This window comes from Actinomadura sp. NPDC048394 (assembly GCF_040651755.1).
Lineage (GTDB): Bacteria > Actinomycetota > Actinomycetes > Streptosporangiales > Streptosporangiaceae > Spirillospora > Spirillospora montaniterrae.
Genome location: NZ_JBEZJL010000054.1, coordinates 26618 through 44343 on the forward strand (window position 1 = coordinate 26618; position 17726 = coordinate 44343).

13 protein-coding genes are annotated in these 17726 nt (G+C 75.0%); 8 read left to right on the forward strand and 5 right to left on the reverse strand.

Features of this window, described 5'->3' with window-relative positions:
* The first annotated feature begins 7 nt into the window (after positions 1-7).
* From ligD to AB0C78_RS33305, 6 genes are all read left to right on the forward strand, one after another.
* On the forward strand, positions 8-919 hold the full coding sequence (gene ligD / locus AB0C78_RS33280; RefSeq protein ID WP_151545625.1) for a non-homologous end-joining DNA ligase: 912 nt from the start codon (positions 8-10) through the stop codon (positions 917-919).
* A gap of 138 nt (positions 920-1057) precedes the next feature.
* Positions 1058-2383, forward strand: a complete 1326-nt coding sequence (locus tag AB0C78_RS33285; protein ID WP_225992384.1) for an NAD(P)/FAD-dependent oxidoreductase — start codon at positions 1058-1060, stop codon at positions 2381-2383.
* 37 nt (positions 2384-2420) lie between these two features.
* The gene (locus AB0C78_RS33290) at positions 2421-2621 is read left to right on the forward strand and encodes a hypothetical protein (protein WP_151545626.1); all 201 of its coding nucleotides are present in this window, start codon (positions 2421-2423) and stop codon (positions 2619-2621) included.
* A 215-nt stretch (positions 2622-2836) separates the two neighbouring features.
* A complete protein-coding gene (locus AB0C78_RS33295) occupies positions 2837-3454 on the forward strand; it encodes a TetR/AcrR family transcriptional regulator (RefSeq protein ID WP_151545627.1) in 618 nt (205 codons plus the stop codon).
* Positions 3455-3738: 284 nt separating this feature from the next.
* Entirely contained in the window at positions 3739-3972 is a 234-nt protein-coding gene (locus AB0C78_RS33300) for a DUF3107 domain-containing protein (protein ID WP_151545628.1), read from the forward strand.
* Between the two features lie 144 nt (positions 3973-4116).
* Positions 4117-4413, forward strand: coding sequence for a hypothetical protein (locus AB0C78_RS33305; RefSeq protein WP_360755723.1), 297 nt, complete (start codon positions 4117-4119; stop codon positions 4411-4413).
* A 62-nt stretch (positions 4414-4475) separates the two neighbouring features.
* Here the strand turns inward: AB0C78_RS33305 and AB0C78_RS33310 are convergent, their stop codons facing one another.
* The gene (locus tag AB0C78_RS33310) at positions 4476-6461 is read right to left on the reverse strand and encodes a protein kinase (RefSeq protein ID WP_360755726.1); all 1986 of its coding nucleotides are present in this window, start codon (positions 6459-6461) and stop codon (positions 4476-4478) included.
* A 570-nt stretch (positions 6462-7031) separates the two neighbouring features.
* Between AB0C78_RS33310 and AB0C78_RS33315 the strand changes: the two genes are divergently transcribed.
* On the forward strand, positions 7032-8468 hold the full coding sequence (locus tag AB0C78_RS33315; RefSeq protein ID WP_360755728.1) for a DEAD/DEAH box helicase: 1437 nt from the start codon (positions 7032-7034) through the stop codon (positions 8466-8468).
* An 87-nt stretch (positions 8469-8555) separates the two neighbouring features.
* Here the strand turns inward: AB0C78_RS33315 and AB0C78_RS33320 are convergent, their stop codons facing one another.
* Positions 8556-9245, reverse strand: a complete 690-nt coding sequence (locus AB0C78_RS33320; protein WP_360755730.1) for a glycerophosphodiester phosphodiesterase family protein — start codon at positions 9243-9245, stop codon at positions 8556-8558.
* Between the two features lie 70 nt (positions 9246-9315).
* Between AB0C78_RS33320 and AB0C78_RS33325 the strand changes: the two genes are divergently transcribed.
* The gene (locus AB0C78_RS33325) at positions 9316-10194 is read left to right on the forward strand and encodes an alpha/beta hydrolase (protein WP_151545309.1); all 879 of its coding nucleotides are present in this window, start codon (positions 9316-9318) and stop codon (positions 10192-10194) included.
* A 42-nt stretch (positions 10195-10236) separates the two neighbouring features.
* Here the strand turns inward: AB0C78_RS33325 and AB0C78_RS33330 are convergent, their stop codons facing one another.
* The 3 genes from AB0C78_RS33330 to AB0C78_RS33340 are packed head-to-tail and all read right to left on the reverse strand — an operon-like array spanning position 10237 to position 17316.
* Positions 10237-11040: an SAM-dependent methyltransferase gene (locus tag AB0C78_RS33330; RefSeq protein WP_360755734.1), complete on the reverse strand. Its 804-nt coding sequence runs from the start codon at positions 11038-11040 to the stop codon at positions 10237-10239.
* Between the two features lie 25 nt (positions 11041-11065).
* A complete protein-coding gene (locus AB0C78_RS33335) occupies positions 11066-11500 on the reverse strand; it encodes an acyl-CoA thioesterase (RefSeq protein WP_360755737.1) in 435 nt (144 codons plus the stop codon).
* Positions 11497-17316 (reverse strand): type I polyketide synthase, encoded by a 5820-nt coding sequence (locus AB0C78_RS33340; protein ID WP_360755740.1) that lies wholly within the window; start codon positions 17314-17316, stop codon positions 11497-11499. The genes AB0C78_RS33335 and AB0C78_RS33340 overlap by 4 nt, the downstream gene beginning before the upstream one ends.
* Between the last annotated feature and the right edge of the window lie 410 nt (positions 17317-17726).

The following is a 17726-nucleotide window of genomic DNA, read 5'->3' on the forward strand; positions in this document are numbered from 1 at the left end:
AGCACGCATGGTGAGCGGCGGACGGCAGGTCGAGGTGGAGGGGCGCCGGCTGAACCTGTCCAACCTCGGCAAGAACCTGTACCCCGAGTTCACCAAGGGCGAGGTCATCGACTACTACGCGCGGATCGCGCCGGTGATGCTGCCGCACCTGAAGGACCGCCCGGCCACCCGGATCCGCTGGCCGGAGGGCGTGGACGGCGGGAAGTTCTTCGAGAAGAACGCCCCCTCGCACACGCCGGACTGGGTGCGGACGGCGGAGATCCCCACGCCGGGCAGCTCGTCCGGCCGCGAGACGGCGGACTTCGTCGTCGTCGACGACCTGCCGACGCTCGTGTGGTGCGCGAACCTCGCCGCCCTGGAACTGCACGTCCCGCAGTGGAAGGTCGGCCCGCGCGGCGGCCTGCACGCCCCCGACCTCGTGGTGTTCGACCTGGACCCGGGGCCGCCCGCGACGATCGTGGAGGCGTGCGAGGTGGCCGCGCTGCTGCGCGACGTCCTCGCCGAGGACGGCTTCGACTCCTACCCGAAGACCAGCGGCAAGAAGGGCCTGCACCTGTACGTCCCGATCAAGGAGCCGAACGAGGCGGCGCGGACGTCGGAGTACGCCAAGGCCGCCGCGCAGCGCCTGGCGTCCGAGCATCCGGACCTGGTCGTCGCGAAGATGGAGAAGCGGCTGCGCAAGGGCAGGGTCTTCGTGGACTGGAGCCAGAACAACCCGGCGAAGACGACCGTCGCGGCCTACTCGCTGCGCGCCGCGTCCAGCCCGTCGGTGTCCACCCCGATCACCTGGGACGAGCTCGGCTCGTGCGAGGACGCCGCCGACCTGGTCTTCTCCCCCGACGAGGTGCTCGGCCGGGTCGAGAAGCACGGGGACCTGCTGGAGCCCCTGCTGGACGGGCGCCGCCGCGCCCTGCCCTGAGGCGGCCCTGACACGATCTCTCACTTTTCGGGCGCCGTATGTGTCCGAACGGCCACGCTCCGGCGTCGACTTCCGCCACCATGAGCACGGGGACGCCATGTGAGCGGGGACACACCCGCGGTGCGGAAGGAAGATCAGTTGTCGCAGAACCATCACTACGACGCCGTGGTGCTGGGCGGGGGGACGGCGGGAGAGCTGGTCGCGACCGGCCTCGCCCGCGCCGGGCGCGACGTCGCGCTCGTCGAGAACCGCCTGGTCGGCGGCGAGTCGCGGTATTTCGCGTGCGTTCCGTCCAAGTCGCTGCTGCTGTCGGCGCGGCGCGGCGAGACCTGGGAGATGGCGGTCGCCCGCCGCGACGCCCTGACCGGGCACCGCGCCGACGAGCGGATCGTCGCCGGGATGGCCGAGGAGGGCGTCACCGTGCTGCGCGGCCGCGGCCAGGTGACCGGCCCCGGCCGGATCGAGGTGGACGGCGCCGAGCACGGCTTCGGCGACCTCGTGCTGTGCACCGGCAGCGAGCCGGTGATCCCGCCCGTCGACGGGCTCGCCGACGTCCCGCTGTGGACGAGCGACGGCGCCCTCTCGGTGCCCGACCTGCCGCGCCGGCTGGTCGTCCTCGGCGGCGGCCCGGTCGGCTGCGAGCTCGCGCAGGTGTACGCGGCGTTCGGGTCGCAGGTGTCGGTGGTCGAGGCGTCCGGGCGGCTGCTGACCGCCGAGGCCCCGTTCGCCGGCGAGGTGCTCGCCGACGCGCTCCGCCGGATGGGCGTCGACCTGCGGCTCGGCGCCGACCTCTCGCACGTCGAGCGCAAGGAGTCGGGGCTGCGGCTGTGGCTGTCGGACGGCGGCACCCTCGACGCCGACCGGATCCTCGTCGCCGCCGGGCGCCGCCCCCGGGTCGAGGGCCTCGGGCTGGAGACGCTCGGCGTCGCCACGTCCCCCGGCCACGGCGTGCCGGTGGACGAGACGTGCCGGGTCCCGTCGTCGTCCGGCGACGTCTGGGCGGCCGGCGACGTCACCGGGGTCGCCCGGACCACGCACGCCGCCCGCTACCAGGCGCGGCTCGTCCTGGCGAACCTGCTCGGCGAGCACCGCGCGGCGGACTACCGGGCGATCCCCCGGGTCGTGTACACCACGCCCACCGTCTACGCGGTCGGGATCTCCCCGAAGCAGGCCGAGGAACTCGGAATAGACCTGCTCACCGCCGGGTACGACCTCGCCGCGACGGCGCGGGCGGCGGTGGAGGCCGACGAGCGCGGCCGGGTCGAGCTGTACGCCGACCGCTCCCGCGGGCTGCTGATCGGCGCCGCCGCGGCCGGACTCTACGCTGAGGAGTGGATGAGCGAGATCGCGCTGGCCATCCGCGCGGAGACGCCGCTGAGCGTGCTCACCGACGTCGTGCACGCGTTCCCGACCTACGGCGAGTCCGTGGAGGCGCCGCTGCGGGAACTGGCCGGGCGCCTGTGACGGACCTTCCGATGGGCTCTTCCGAGGAGGACGCGTGATGAGCGAGACCGACGACCTGGAGCGGGAGCCGCTGCCCGACGACGCCAACGAGGCCGACACCGCCGAGCAGCGGGCCGATCTCGACGAGGAGGGCGAGGAGGCGACCGAGTGGGCGGCGCAGCTGCCCATGGACGTCAACGAGGCCGACGCCGCCGAGCAGCACCGCGAGATCCCGCTCGACGAGGACGACTACCGCTGACCGCCGGCGGCCCCCCGGCCGCGGTGTCCGGCCGCGGCGGACGAGGCGTCCGGCTGCGGCGGGGCGCCGCCGGAAATACACTGACCTGCGCGCGCGAGGAACGTCGGCGGTCTTTGTTAGTGACCCACGAGGTTACCGGCGCGTAGGATAGTGGGATTGTTTCCCCGCGACGGACACCCTCTACCGTCGCACTGATCTGGTGATCGGAGAGTGTGGTGACGGCTACCCCGGACGCCCGCCCCCGTGGCACGCGCCTGCCGCGGCTGGCGCGCCGCAGGCAACTGCTCGGCGCGGCCCAGGAGGTGTTCGTCGCGCAGGGGTACCACGCGGCGGCGATGGACGAGATCGCCGAACGTGCGGGAGTCAGCAAACCCGTGCTCTACCAGCACTTCCCGGGCAAGCTGGAGCTGTATCTGGCCCTGCTGGACGAGCACGCCGAGGCGCTGGTGAAGACCGTGCGCGACGCGCTCGAGTCCACCACGGACAACAAGCTGCGGGTCCAGGCGAGCATGCAGGCGTTCTACGACTTCGTCGCCGGCGACGGCGAGGCGTACCGGCTGGTCTTCGAGTCCGACCTGCGCAACGTGGCGCCCGTCCGGGCCCGCGTCGACCGCGCCAACCAGCAGTGCGCCGAGATGATCGCGCAGGTGATCGCCGAGGACACCGGCGCCGCCAGCGACGAGGCGCACCTGCTCGGCATGGGCCTGGTCGGGATGGCCGAGGTCAGCGCCCGGTTCTGGCTGTCGCAGCAGCGCGTCGTCCCGAAGGACACCGCCGAGAAGATCATCGCGCGGCTCGCCTGGCGCGGCATCTCCGGCTTCCCTGCGCTCTGATGGCAGGGCCCTTGGCGGTCGGGCGCCAGGGCGCCCTCCCTTCGGCGGGCCCTGCGTGCGATCGCTGCATCGCTCCGGCTCGGCCCTGGGGGCCTCGCTGCGCGATCAAGTTCTCGCTTCGCTCGAACTTGGCTTCGCTCGCGATCGCGACGGCTCGGGTCGGCGCGTGGCCGGGGTCGCGGGCTGATGTGGTCGCGTCCGTGATCGTGCGACCATCGCTCGTGCGACCATCGTGGGAGACCGCCGGTCGTTCGGCGGTACGGGACGGACGAGGGGAGCAGCGCGTGCAGGTTCGCATCGGCGTGCAGAACGTGCCGAAGGAGATCGTCGTGGAGACCGACCAGTCCGCCGACGAGGTGCAGGAGGCCCTCGCCGGCGCGCTGGCGGAACCCCGCGGGGTGTTCGTGCTGAAGGACCGGCGCTCGGGCCGGGTCGTCGTTCCCGCCGAGCGGGTCGGCTACCTGGAGATCGCCGAGGACGAGCGGCGCGGCGTCGGGTTCGGCACCCAGTACGCGTGAGGGGCGGGCGCGGCACCGCTTTGCCGCGGCCGTACCCGGCTTGACCAGGACTTTGTTTCATTCCGGCAGAACGGGCATACCGGACTGCGACCACGGGCCCGAGGGCGACTCCGGGCCCACGGAAACGGAATGGACTGATCTGACATGCTCACGACGATCCTCTGGTTCATCGTCGTCGGTGCCGTCATCGGGGCGCTGGCACGGCTCCTCGTTCCCGGTCGCAACCCGATCGGGATCCTGCTGACGATCGCGGTGGGCATCGTCGGCGCGATCCTCGGCGGGGTGATCGCGAGCGCCCTCGGCGCCGGCTCGATCATCGCCTTCGTCTTCGCGCTGGTGATCGCGGCGCTCGGCGTCGCGGCGCTCACGTCGGCGAACACCCGGGGCCACGGCTGGCGCCGTGGCGGCTGGCGCGGCCGGCGCCGCAGCCGCACCTTCTGACCGCGCCTCAAGAGGCAGCACCGGCCCCCGCCCGCACGGCGGGGGCCGTCGCCTTTCCGCCGCTACGGGGACGGGACGGGCACGCCGGCCGCACGGAAGATCTCCGGCCGGACGAACCGGCCGAGCCGCCGGTAGGGCACGCTGAACGGCCGCCAAGCCCGCCCGCACGCCATGCTGTAGCCCAGCGCGGGCTCCGGCGGGTAGAAGTCGATGCCCGCGCGGGTCGGCATCACGTTCACCCTGCCCTCCTTGATCATCTCGGGCGTGACGTCCCCGCCGTCCGGGTCCGGCGACTCGTCCTCGCACAGCGAGCCGCCGCCGGGCCCGTACTCGATCAGCAGGCGGGTGAAGGCGCGGGTGCCGGCCGCCGTGAGCGCGTCCGCCCGGAAGAAGTCGCGGGGCGGCACGGCGCGCCCGGTGGTGAGGTCGACGGTGACCATCTGCGCGAGCGCCGTGTTCCTCGTCAGGACCGTCCCGCTGTAGGCGTACCGGACGGAGAACAGCTTCGGCCCGTTCAGGCCCACCTGGTAGGTCACCTTGCCCGTGTAGGGGGTCGGCGGGTCGGCGGTGCCGGTGAAGGCGGACAGCTCACGGCCCGCCGTCCGCGCCCAGGTCTCGGCGGGCTCGCGGACCGCCGCGTTGACCTTCGCCTGCAGCGCGGCGGGCAGCCCGGTCAGCTGCGGATAGCTGGCTGTGACGCGCGTGGCGGGATGGCCGGTCGTCCGGACGACCGACACGGGCCGCACTCGCAGGTCCGTCCGCACGTGCGGGGTTCCGCCCCCTGAGGCGGCCGTGTAGGCGCCCGCGCCGCCCGCCGCGAGCGCCGCGGCGGCCGCGACCGCCGCGGCGACCTTGGCGCCGGTCGCCGCGAACAGGCCGCCACCGGCCGCAGCACCGGCCCCGGCGCCCCCGCCCGCAGCCGCCCCTCCAGCCGCCGCGCCGCCCGCCGCCGCACCGCCCGCGGTCGCGGGGACCAGCCCGGCGGCGGCCAGCGGGAACACGGCCGCGAACGCCACGGCCGCACCCGCCAGCGCGCGCACGCCCCGCCGCTCCCAGCCCGGCCCGTACGCCGCGGCGGCGGCCGCCTCCAGTTCGGCGGCGAACGCGGCGGCGCCCGGCGGGCGCTCCTCCGGGGACTTGGCCATCCCCCGGACGATCAGGTCGCGCAGCCCCGCCGGAACGCGGTCCGCCGGGACGGCGCCGTGCAGATGCCCGGCCCGCAGCGCCGCCAGATCCCCGGAGAACGGCCGGCCGCCGGTGACGCACTCGAAGAACACGCAGGTCGCCGCGTACACGTCGGTGGCCGGCGAGGCGGGCCGCCGCTCCCACTGCTCGGGCGCCATGTACGCGGGCGTCCCGGACCCGGCGCCGTCCCCGGCCGCGGTCGCGATCCCGAAGTCGATCAGCTTGCTCAGCCCGTCCGCCCGGACGACGACGTTGGCGGGCTTGTAGTCGCGGTGCACCACGCCCACCGCGTGGGCGGCCGCGAGGCCCCGCAGGGACCCCTTCAGCACCGTGAGCGCCGCCTCCGGCTCCAGCGCGCCGTGCTCGGCCAGGATCCGCTTGAGCGAGACCCCGTCCACCGCCTCCATCACGAGCGCGGCCCCGCGCGCGGCGCTGACGAACCGGTAGAGCCGGACGACGTGCGGGTCGTCGACGCGGCCGAGCATCACCGCCTCGGCGCGCAGCCGCTCGATCGCCGCGTCGTCGCCGTCCCGGCGGACCAGGTACTTGATCGCGACCGGTGCGCCGGCCGCCGCGTGCCGCGCCAGCACCACCCGGCCCTGCGCGCCCGCGCCCAGCTCCCGCACCTCGGTGAACCCCTCGACCCGCCACGGCGGCGCCTCAGCGGACGGCGACGGCCCCGCAGGCGGCGGCCCCGCAGCGGGCGGCCCAGGAGACGGCGGCTCCGCGGAAGGCGCCTCAGCGGGCGTCTCAGCGGCCTCCGCGGCGGGCGGCGGCTCGGGCGGCGGCTCGGCGGGCGCGGGGGCGGGGGCGGCCTCGGACGGTTCGGCGCCGGACGGCACGGCCCCGGACGGTTCGATCATGCCCCTCAATCTGGGGCACGGGACGGCCCCGGGCAACCGGTGATCGTCCGCGCCCCCGGGTGTCCGGATGTGGCCGCCGGGGCGGGCCCCCGCGCCGGTCCGTCCGGGCCCGTTCCACGCCACGGATCGGCGCTGGCGAGCGGGGATGGAATAGACGAAAACGCGGAAACGTTGGGTCCAGTGATCGGCTATTGGTGTATGCAACTGACGGTCGGTACACTGCGTGGCGGAGTGTGACCGCACGCAGCCACAGCGAGTGACTGCTTTCAACCCCTGACTGCGGTCGCCGAGACATTTTGATTGACGGCTGGTCCCTCCCGCGCGAGCGCGCGGCCACAGGAAGCGATCGGCGGACGCGCCCGGACGGCGGAGTCCCGCCGGTGGCCACTGTGACCTCGATCGAGAGCGCCCCTGACGGGCCCGCCCACCGGCATCCGGCCGACGTGGGCGCCGAGCCGCGCCGCACCGGGGAGCGAGGACCCCGCATATTGGAGGCTGAAAGCCCTGACTACCTTTCGTGAACTCGGGGTCGTCCCCGAGATAGCCGATGCCCTGCAGGCCGAGGGCATCGTGGAAGCGTTCCCCATCCAGGAGCTCGCCCTGCCGATCGCGCTGGGCGGCCACGACATCATCGGGCAGGCCCGCACCGGCACCGGCAAGACGCTGGCGTTCGGCGCGGCGCTGCTCCAGCGCATCGAGCACGGCGGCAAGAAGCCGCAGGCGCTCGTCGTCGCGCCGACCCGCGAGCTGGCCCTGCAGGTCACCGACGACCTGCTGGTCGCCGGCGGCAAGCTCGGCACCCGCGTCCTGTCGGTGTACGGCGGCCGCGCCTACGAGCCGCAGATCGACGCGCTGCGCGAGGGCGTCGACGTCGTCGTCGGCACCCCGGGCCGGCTGCTCGACCTGGTCAAGCAGAAGCACCTGGACCTCTCGCAGGTCGGCGTGCTGGTGCTGGACGAGGCCGACCGCATGCTCGACCTCGGGTTCCTGCCCGACATCGAGCGGATCATCGACCGGATCCCCGCGCAGCGGCAGACGATGATGTTCTCGGCGACCATGCCGGGCGAGATCGTCGCGCTGTCGCGCCGCTACCTGACCCGCCCGACGAACGTGCGGGCCGAGGCGCACGCCGAGTCCGACGCGACGCCGCAGGTCGTCCAGCACGTCTTCCAGGCCCACCAGATGGACAAGCCGGAGATGCTGGCGCGGCTGCTGCAGGCCGAGGGCCGCGGGCTGACGATGATCTTCTGCCAGACCAAGCGGGCCTGCGACCGGGTCGCCGCCGACCTGGCGCAGCGCGGCTTCGACGCCGCCGCCGTGCACGGCGACCTCGGGCAGAGCCAGCGCGAGCGGGCGCTGCGCGCGTTCCGCAACGGCAAGATCGGCGTGCTGGTCGCCACCGACGTGGCGGCCCGCGGCCTCGACGTCGACGACGTCACGCACGTCGTCAACTACGAGTGCCCGGACAGCGCCGACACCTACGTGCACCGCATCGGCCGCACCGGCCGCGCGGGCAAGGAGGGCGTGGCGGTCACGCTGATCGACTGGGCCGACCTGACCCGGTGGAAGCTGATCAACAGCACGCTCGACCTGCCGTTCGCGGCGCCGGAGGAGACCTACTCCACCTCCCCGCACTTCTTCGAGGCGCTCGGCATCCCCGAGGGCACGAAGGGCACCCTGCCGAAGGAGCACCGCCACGAGCGGGCCGGGCTGGACGCCGAGGAGCTGGAGGACATCGGCGAGACCGGCAAGGTGCGCAGCACCGCGCGCCGCGAGGAGCGGGAGCGTCCGCGCCCCCGCCGCCGCAAGCGCGCCCGGACCCGCACCCGCGGCGGGAAGCCGATCGAGGGCAAGGCGACCGAGAGCGGCGCGGCCGCGTCCTCGGAGGGAGCGTCCGACAACGTCGTCGACGCCGTCGCCACCGAGCGCAAGCGGAGCCGCACCCGGCGCCGCACCCGCGCCGGCCAGCCCGCCGCCGACACCACCGAGGCCACCCAGACGGCCTGACGATCACGCGACCGCGAGACACGGCCCGCCCGTGCTCTCGCGGTTGTCCGTTTTCCGGGCATGGCCCGCCCATCGGGGCGGCGGTCGTCAGTGACCGTTGTCCCGCATGCTGAGGGCGGTGTCGGGATGGTCGGTGACGAGGACGGCGACGCGGGGGTCGCCGAGGAAGCGGCGCATCAGCGGCTCGGCGTTGACGGTCCAGATCATCGCGGGGATCCCGGCGCGGCCGCACTGGCGCAGCACCCCGACGCGGGCGAGCCGGTGGTTGAGCGCGACCATGTCGGCGCCGGCGCGGCGGATCTGCCGCAGCGGCGCGAGGTCGCGGGCGACGCCCGGCTCCCACAGGTTGCGGCCCACCGACAGGGCCGTCCGGGTCCGCGGGAAGCTCTTCTTGATCTCGACGAGCGAGGCCACCTCGCGGGTCGTCACGACGAACCGGCCGGGCCCGAACGCGTCGATCGCGAGCGCGACGGTCTCGTGCTCGCAGCCGCGCTCCTTGAGGTCCAGGTGGCCCTGCGCGCCGGACGCGGCGATGATCTCCATGGCCTCGTCCACCAGCGGCAGCGGGCGGGGTGACAGTTCCTTCGCCCGCCGGTAAGACAGCCGTGCCAGCGGCAGCCCGCCGACCTCGCGGTCGTGGTGCACGACGAGCCGCCCGTCGCCGGTGCGCCGGACGTCGATCTCGACGTACTCGGCCCCCGAGCCGACCGCGTCCCGCAGGCCGTTCAGGCCCGCCTCGTCCCGTCGATGCGCCGAGATCGCCGGCTTCGCTCGCACGCTGCGACGCTACCACCGCGGGGTTTCGGGCCGGTGGCCGGCGGATGCCCGTTTAGTATGGTTGCACTCCGTGAGTACGCCCCGGTTCCTGACCCTGCCCCCCGGCGTGAGCCGGACGATCGTCGAGACGTCCCGCGGCCCGTTCGCCGTGCTGGAGGCGCTCCCGGGGTCGCGGGTGCCCGAGCGGTGTCCCGCCCTCCTCGTGCCGGGCCTGACCGGCAGCAAGGAGGACTTCCTCGCGATGCTGCCGACGCTCGCCGCGTCCGGCCGCCGCGTCGTGGCGATCGACATGCGGGGGCAGCACGAGACGCCGGGCCCGGACGACCCGGACGCCTACGGCCGCGCGGCCCTCGGCGCCGACCTCGTCGCGCTGCTGGAGGCGCTCGGCCCGGACCCGGTGCACCTGGTGGGGCACTCGTTCGGCGGGCTGGTGGCGCGGGAGGCGGTGCTGGCGGGGCCGGCGCGGCCGGCGTCGCTGACGCTGATGAGCTCCGGGCCGTCCGCCGTGACGGGCCCGTCGGCGGACAAGGCGCGGGCGCTGCGCGACGCGATCCCCGAGCTGGGCATGGCCGCGATCTGGAGCATCGGGATGGAGCCCGACTACGTCGCGAGCGGCGTCCAGGCGGAGATCCTGGCGTTCCTGAAGGACCGGACGCTCGGCAACTCCGAGGCCGGGCTCGTCGGGATGTCCCGCGAGATCCTCACCGCCCCCGACCGCGTGGACGAGCTCGCCAAGCACTGCGGCGACACGGGCCTGCGCGTCCTCGTCCTGTACGGCGAGGACGACGACGTGTGGGACCCGCGCGTCCAGGCGGAGATGGCGGAGCGGCTGGGCGCGGCGAAGGTCGTGATCCCGAGCGCCGCGCACTCCCCCGCCTGGGAGGCGCCGGAGACGACCGCCGCCGCCCTCTCCGACTTCTGGAACCAGTCCGAGCACACTCTGAAGTGATCCCGGCGGGCCGCGGCGCGCGCCGCGGCCCGCCGGGGCCGCTCAGACGGCCGCGGTGAACAGGTAGTTCATCGGGAGGCCCTTGGTGTCGCGGGACAGCGGCGGCCACGGCCAGCGGCCGAACGAGGCGCCCTCCTCGCCCGGCAGCCGCACCTCCCCGGGCGTCCAGCCGCAGGCGGCGAGGACGTCCTCGGGGCGGTCGGTGCCCCACAGCCAGGGGCAGCCGTCGGCGCGCAGCCGCGCGAGGCCGTCCCGGGTGAACTCGCTGATCATGGACTGGTGGGACAGCAGGTCCCCGGCGAGGACGCTGCCGGGCGCCGACAGCGCCGCGAGCCGGGCGAGGAGCGCGCGGGCGGCGTCCTCGGGCAGGTAGAACAGCAGGCCCTCGACGATCCACAGGGTGGGGACGGACGGGGTCCACCCGGCGGCGCGCAGCGGCGCGTCCCAGGGGCCGGTCAGGTCGGTGCCGATGCCGCGCCGGTCGCAGCGGTGCCGGACGTCCAGCTCGGCGAGCCTCTTCTCCTTCCACTCCATGAGGTCGGCCTGGTCGAGCTCGTACAGGACGGTCCCGGTCGGCCAGGCCAGCCGGGCCGAGCGGGTGTCGAGACCGGCCGCGACCAGGACGACCTGGGTGTGCGCGGACCTCGCGATCACCTCGTCGAGCCAGCGGGTGCGGATGGCGAGGAACTCGGTGGTGCCGGGGTTGTCGTAGCGTTCCCAGCGGGCGAAGCCCTCGGGCCCGGCGAGATCCTCGGCGAGGTCGTCGGTGAACAGGGCGTCGGGGCGGCGGGACTCCACCGCGCGGGCGGCGGCCGTCCAGCGGGCCGTCGCGGACACGCCTTCCATGGTCATTCTCCTTCGCATCGGCGGCTCAGCGGCGGCCGGCGGTGACGGCGTCGACGAGGCGGCGCATCGACTCGGGGAGCCGGGCGGGCGCCATGTTCCCGTCGGCGTCGGGGCGGACGCAGGCGACGCGCTGCTCCCCGGTGGCGACGAGCTCCTCGCCGCCCGGGCGCTGCCGCCAGTACTCGAACCTCATGGTCATCTGGGTCTGGCCGACCTCGCCGGGCGTCATCCGGACGATGACCTCGTCGAAGATCGTCAGTTCGCGGAGGTACTCGCACTGGCAGCTGACGGTGAGCAGCCGGACCCCGTCGCCGAACCCGGCGACGACGTCGGGGGTGTACTCGCGCAGGCAGAGCTCGCGGGCGCGGCCCTGCCAGCTGATGTAGTTGACGTAGTTGACGTTGCCGAGCAGGTCGGTGTCCTCGATGGTGACGACGTGCCGGTACTCGTAGCCCTTCACGCCCGCACCTCCCCGTACGGCTCCGTCAGGACGGCGAGCACGACCGGTTCGGCGACGCCCCGGACGCCGGTCGCCATGGTCGCGACGCGGACGTCCCCGGCGGCGAGCACGGCCCAGCCGTCCTCGTGGGTGGAGTGCAGGGTGAACGGCGTCCCGGCGGGCAGCCCGGCCTTGACCGCAGACTCGCCCGCCGCCCACACGCGCGTCGCGGCGGTGTCGAAGTCCTCGGCCGTGTCGGAGTCCTCGGTGAGGGCTTCGGCGAGGGCGAGGCCGTCCGCGCCGAGCAGGCCGGCCCAGGCGTCGCGGTCGCGTGCGGTGACCAGCTCCAGGTCGCAGCCAGGGGTGCTGGTCGCGAGGGTGACGCCGGAGCAGTGCGCGACCGACACGGTCTCGCCGCTGCTCGCCTCCGGCTTGCCGTCCGGGCGGTGCCGCAGCGCGACGTCCCCGCCGAGCAGGCGCCGGACGATCAGCTCGGCGGCCTCGCGCCGGGACGCCCCGTCCGGGTCGGTGTCGACGGCCGCCCGTCCGGCCAGGCCGAACGCGACGAGGGCGTGCTCGACGTAGGGGCCGAGGAGGGCGGGCACCCAGCCGGCGGGCAGCGGGAACTTCTCCACCATCCGGGTCGTGAAGCCCTCCCAGGTCTCGATCAGCTCGCCGTCCGCGTCGGTGACCTCCATGTCCCAGCAGTCCTCGGCCGTCCGGTAGCGGGCGTGGACGAACGCGGGCGTCGCGCCGGCCTGCGGGCCGGGGACGAGCCTCCGCACGCCCGCCGGGATCGCGAGGACGGTCGGCGCGCACAGCGCGAGCGGCTGCATGTAGGCGTCGCGGGCGGCGGGGTCGCCGAGCAGCAGCCTGGCGGGCAGGTAGCGGCCGAACCAGTCGACGCGGGTGTCGGGCAGCAGCCGGGCGGTGACGTGCGTGGCGTCGGCGCGCCGGATGTCGCCCATCAGCCGGAACCGGGGGCCGTGGAACAGCATCGGCCCGTACAGCTCGGTCTGCGGGTCGATCGCCATCGGCGGCAGCGCGGCGTTCTCCGGCCTGACGAGCCCGTTGCCCTTCGGCGTCGCGGCCGGGGCCTCGCAGACCGCCCGGAAGTGGTCCACCTGGAAGTTGGTGGTGCTGCACCGCACGACGGTCGTGACGGCGCCGGACTCGTCGCGCAGCGCCGCGACCCGGACGGTCACGGTGGCGTCCTGCGCGACGGCGATCGCCCGCAGGAACTCCACGTCGGTGAGAACGGGCGCCGTGCCCGCCCCCGAGCCCGCCTCGACGTCCAGGCCGAGCAGCGCCGCCGCGGCCTGCGCCATGATCTCCATGCCGACGGTGCCGGGCAGGACGGCCTCGGTGCCGCCGCCGAACACGTGCTCGGCGAGGTACGGGTCGCTCGCCCAGGAGACCTCGGCGTCGGCGACCAGCTCGATGCCGGGGTAGTTCACCCGGGTCCGCTCCAGGAACCGCAGCAGCGGCGGCTCGTCCGCGCCGAACGACACGGTCGGCATCTCGCCGAACCGTCCGGTGACGACGGCGACGACGGGCGCGTCCGGGTCGGCGGCCAGCGCGCGCAGCATCGCGACGCCCTGGTCCGGGGTGATCGTGGTGACGCCGGCGCGGGACAGGTTCTCGACCGACCCGAGCCGCTCGCCCATCCCGACGCCCGACCACAGCGACCACTCGACGGCGCGGAACCGGCAGTGCGGCAGCTCGGCGGCGAGCCGCTCGACCAGGTCGCTCTGCCATTCGTTCGCGACGGCGTAGTGCGCCTCGCCGCGCAGCCCGGCGCGTCCGGTCATGCTGCCGAACGTGACGACGAGCCGCAGCCGCGCGGTGTCGACGGCGGCGAGGACGGCCTCCAGCCCGGCGACCTTGGGGTCGATCGTGCGGGCGTAGTCGTCGTCGGTGAGCTCTTCGAGCAGCTTCGGGACGTTGCCGCCCGCGCCGTGCAGGACGGCGGTGACCGTCCCGAGCTCCGCCTCCGCCTCGGCGACGATCTCGGCGACGCGGGCGGCGTCGGTGACGTCGGCGCGCAGGTAGCGGGCGGTGACGCCGGCGGCCTCCATCCGTTCGAGGTTGGCGGTCAGCTCCGCGTCGCCGGCCGGGTCGGACCGTCCGACCAGGGCCAGCTTCGCGCCGCTCTCGCGGGCCAGGGCGAGCGCGCACTCGGCGGAGATGCCCTTCCCGCCGCCCGTGACGAGCAGGACGTCGTCCGGGCCGAGCGGCAGGTCGGTGCCGTGCGGCGCGACCGGCGCGAGGACGGGCTCGCGGCGGACGCCGCCGTCGTGGATCACCTCGCGGAACCGGACCGTGGCGGCGGCGTCGGCCGCGACGCGTCCGGGCGTCGCGGAGTCGGCGAGGTCGGCGGACACGGCGGTGGTCGCCACCCAGGGCGCCTCCAGGTGCAGCGTCTTGGCGAACCCGGCCGCGCCGGGCCCGTCCTGGACGATCACGCAGCGCGTCACGTCCTTGCCCGCGAGCACCGCTTCGGCGCCCGCGCGCAGCGCCGCGAGCCGCCCCTCCCCCGGCGGGACGATCACCAGCACGCCCTCGCCCAGCTCCGCCGCCTCCAGCGCCTCGCGCAGCGCGGGCGCGGCCGGGTGGTCGCCGACGACCCGCCAGGCGCCCGGGGTGCGCGGCGCGGCGCGTCCGGGCGCGGCGGTCTCGCGGCGGTCCACCGCGAAGGCCCGCACCCACGGGCCCACGCCCGGCGGGACGATCTTCGCGGCGGCGGCCTCCGCGTCGTCGCCTCCGGCGCCGCCGGTCGCCACGAGCTCCTGCAGCGTCTCGGCGACCTGGCCGAGCGTCGCGGTCGCGTAGCCGGTCGGCGCGGCGGTCTCGGCGAGGTCGAGGGTCCGCATGGCCTCGCCGACCAGCTCCGACACCACGATGGAGCTGAGGTGCAGGTCGTCGAGGAACTTGCTGTCCGCCTGGACGGCCTCCAACGGGAACTCGGCGCGGCGCGCGACCAGCGTGCGCATCAGCATCAGCGGGTCGTCGGTGTCGACCTCGCCGGGGACCTCGCCGCCGGGCGCGCCTCCGGTGGCGGCCGCTCGCGCGGACGCGGCGGCGAGCAGCCCCGCGTCCACCTCCGGGACGTCCTCGCAGAAGTTGTAGATGAACACCGGCTCGGCGTCCGGGTCGAACGGGCGGATCAGCCGGTCGGCGAACAGGTCGGCGACGCGGACGCCCGCGCCGGCGGCGAACGCGGCGCCGAGCGCGGCGAGCAGCCCGCCGAGCGAGTCCTCGTCGGTGCGGGTCGCGACGGCCGGGACCTCGGTGATCTCGCGGGCCAGGTGGGTGAGGACCTGGCCGGGGCCGACCTCGATCAGCAGGTCGGCACCGTCGGCGGCGGCCGAGAGCGCCTCGGCGAACAGGACCGGCGCGGTGATCTGCTCGCGCAGCAGGCCGCGCAGCTCGTCCGGCGCCATCGCGGCGGCCAGCGGCGCGCCGGTCACGGTCGAGAACACCTGGCGGCGCGGCCCGGCGAGAGGCTCGCCGGCGAGGCGTCCGGCGAACGCGTCGGCGGCGGGCGCGACGAGCGGCGAGTGGAACGCGTGCGACACCGGCAGCCGGACGGCCTGCAGCCCGGCCCGGGTCGCGCGTCCGATCACCCGCAGCAGCCCGTCGGACGGCCCGGACACCACGGTCTGCCCCGGCCCGTTGTGGCCCGCGATGACGACGCCGTCGTCCTGCTCGGCGAGCAGCGCCGCGACGGTCTCCGCGCCGGCGGACACGCCCGCCATCGAGCCGCCGTCCTCGGCCAGCTCGCTCATCGTCGCGCCGCGCGCCGCCGCGATCCGCAGCAGCGCGTCCTCGTCGAGGGCGTCCGCCCAGTGCAGGGCGGTGATCTCGCCGAGGCTGTGCCCGACCGCCGCCTGCGCCTGCACGCCGAGCCCGGTCAGCACCCGCAGCCCGGCCGCCGACGCGGTCGCGATGCGCGGCTGCGCCACCGCCGTCTCCACCTGGTCGGCGCCGGCCGGCAGCGCGGCCGCCTCGTACAGCTCGTCGACCGCGTCGAAGCGGCGGCGCAGCGCCCCGCCGTCCGACCGGGTGCCCGAGCCCTGGCCCGGGAACAGGAACACGATGCGCGGCAGCTCGCCCGGGCCGCCGACGAACACGCCGGCCGCCGGGTCGATGTGCCGGGCGGTCTCCGCCTCCGCGAGTTCGGCGACGCGGCGCAGGCTCGCCGCGAGCTTCGCCGGGGCGCTCGCGACGACCGCGGCGCGCCACGGCCGCCGGTCCAGCCGTCCGGCCAGGTGCGCCGCGAGGTCGGGCAGCTCCGACCGCGCCGCCGCCTCCGCCACCGCGGCCAGCGCGGTCGCGCGCTCGGCCAGCGCCGCCGGCGAGTCGGCGTCCAGCGCGAACAGCTCCGCGTCCTGCGGCGAGTTGATCACCGACCGGGTGCGGTTGCCGACGCGCGCGCGGCGGGACGGCCGCGGCGCCTCGACCACCACGTGCGTGTTGATGCCGCCGAAGCCCATCGCGCTGACGCCCGCGCGCAGCGGCACGCCCTCCGGCCACGCCTCGCCCTTGCGCAGGACGCGCAGCGCGTCGCCGCCCTCGTCCAGCAGCGGATGCGGCCGCTCGCACCCCGTCGTCGGCGGCAGCACGCCCGTCCCGGCCGCCTGCACGCCCTTGATCAGCCCGGCGATGCCCGCCGCCGCCTTCGTGTGCCCGATGTTCGCCTTGATCGAGCCGACCGCCGCCGGGACCCCGCGCGCGCCCGCCGCGCGGCGCGCCTCGATCAGCGTCTCCAGCTCCGCCGCGTCGCCGACCGCCGTCCCGGTGCCGTGCCCCTCGAAGTAGCCGACCTCGTCCGGGCCGAACCCGGCCCGCCGGTACGCCCGGTCCAGCGCGAGCCGCTGCCCGTCGGTCTCCGGGCGGGTGATGCCGCCCGCTCCGTCGGACGACACGCCCCACCCGTCGACGAACCCGTGCACGTGGTGGCCGCGCGCGACGGCGTCCTCCTCGCGCATCAGCACGACCATCCCGCAGCCCTCGCCGGGCCAGAACCCGGCCGACCGCTGGTCGTAGACCCGCATCTCCTCGACGGCCAGCGCGCCCGCCCGGGAGAACCCGATCAGCTCCGTCGCGTCCACGCTGATGTCGACGCCGCCCGCTACCGCGAGGTCCATGTCGCCCGCGACCAGCGCGTTGCAGGCGGTGATGACCGACAGCAGCGACGACGCGCACGCGCCGTCCACGACGTAGCCGCCGCCGTTGAAGTCGAAGTGGTTGCAGATCCGCCCGGCGATCGTGTTGGACAGCCCGCCGGCCAGCGAGTCGCCGTCCGGCACCGGGAACGGCGCCTTGTAGGAGTGCTCCAGCTCCGCCAGCAGCGCCGCGAGCCGGTCGCCCGCCACGTCGTCCTTGAGCGCGTCCGCCACCACCCGCCGCACGTACGGCCAGCGCAGCCGCATCTGCGCCGCCCGGATGCCCTCGCCGGTCAGCGAGTTGCCGACCAGCACCCCGGTGGTCTCGCCCGGCGCGCCGCGCCCCTCCGGGAACCCGGCGTCGGCCAGCGCCTCCGCCGCCGTCTCCAGCGCCAGCCAGTGCGTCAGGTCCGCGTTGCGGAACGTCGACCCGGCGACCTTGAAGCGGACCCGGTCGAACTCCCAGTCGCGCAGCAGCGCGGCCTCGGTGATGTAGATCTGGTCGGCGGCGTCGCGGTCGGCGCTGTAGTAGTCGTCCAGCCTGATCCGCTGGGACGGGATGCGCCGGAACGAGCGGCGCCCGGCCAGCACGTTGTCCCACAGCTCGCCGGGGGTCGCGGCGTCCGGGAACCGGCACGCCATGCCGACGATCGCTATTCGAGAACTCACGGAAAACCCTCCATAACGCGGGGCGGCGAACGGTCTGGTGTTTCCCGCGCGACGGAATCCGGGCATGCCGGAATGACCACCGCGCGGATGAGTGAAAGAAATACGGCGACCGCCGCGAATGGCGTCCCGGGAGCGCGCGGGCGACCACGTCGGCGCCCGCTCCACCCCAAGATCAACCTAAGTTACTCGACTGTAGGCAAGCACTCTCACCGACGTCAAGCGGCCGGACCCCTCAGCCGATGACAAATTTTCACCCCTCGTGAGGCCATTCTCGGCCCGCCCGTCCCCGCGCTGCACGTTTCCGCCCGACCGCCCCTCGAAGAGGTTCCCCATGCCCTTTTGACCGTTTCACCGCACACACCGCGACCGGGACGCCGCCGACCGTGATATCGCACCCATTCAATGGACGG

Excerpts from the sequence above, each read along its gene's own strand:
- ligD (WP_151545625.1), top strand. The coding sequence starts at position 8 with ATGGTGAGCGGCGGACGGCAGGTCGAGGTGGAGGGGCGCCGGCTGAAC.
- AB0C78_RS33290 (WP_151545626.1), top strand. The coding sequence starts at position 2,421 with ATGAGCGAGACCGACGACCTGGAGCGGGAGCCGCTGCCCGACGACGCC.
- AB0C78_RS33305 (WP_360755723.1), top strand. The coding sequence starts at position 4,117 with ATGCTCACGACGATCCTCTGGTTCATCGTCGTCGGTGCCGTCATCGGG.
- AB0C78_RS33310 (WP_360755726.1), bottom strand. The coding sequence starts at position 6,461 with ATGATCGAACCGTCCGGGGCCGTGCCGTCCGGCGCCGAACCGTCCGAG.
- AB0C78_RS33330 (WP_360755734.1), bottom strand. The coding sequence starts at position 11,040 with ATGGAAGGCGTGTCCGCGACGGCCCGCTGGACGGCCGCCGCCCGCGCG.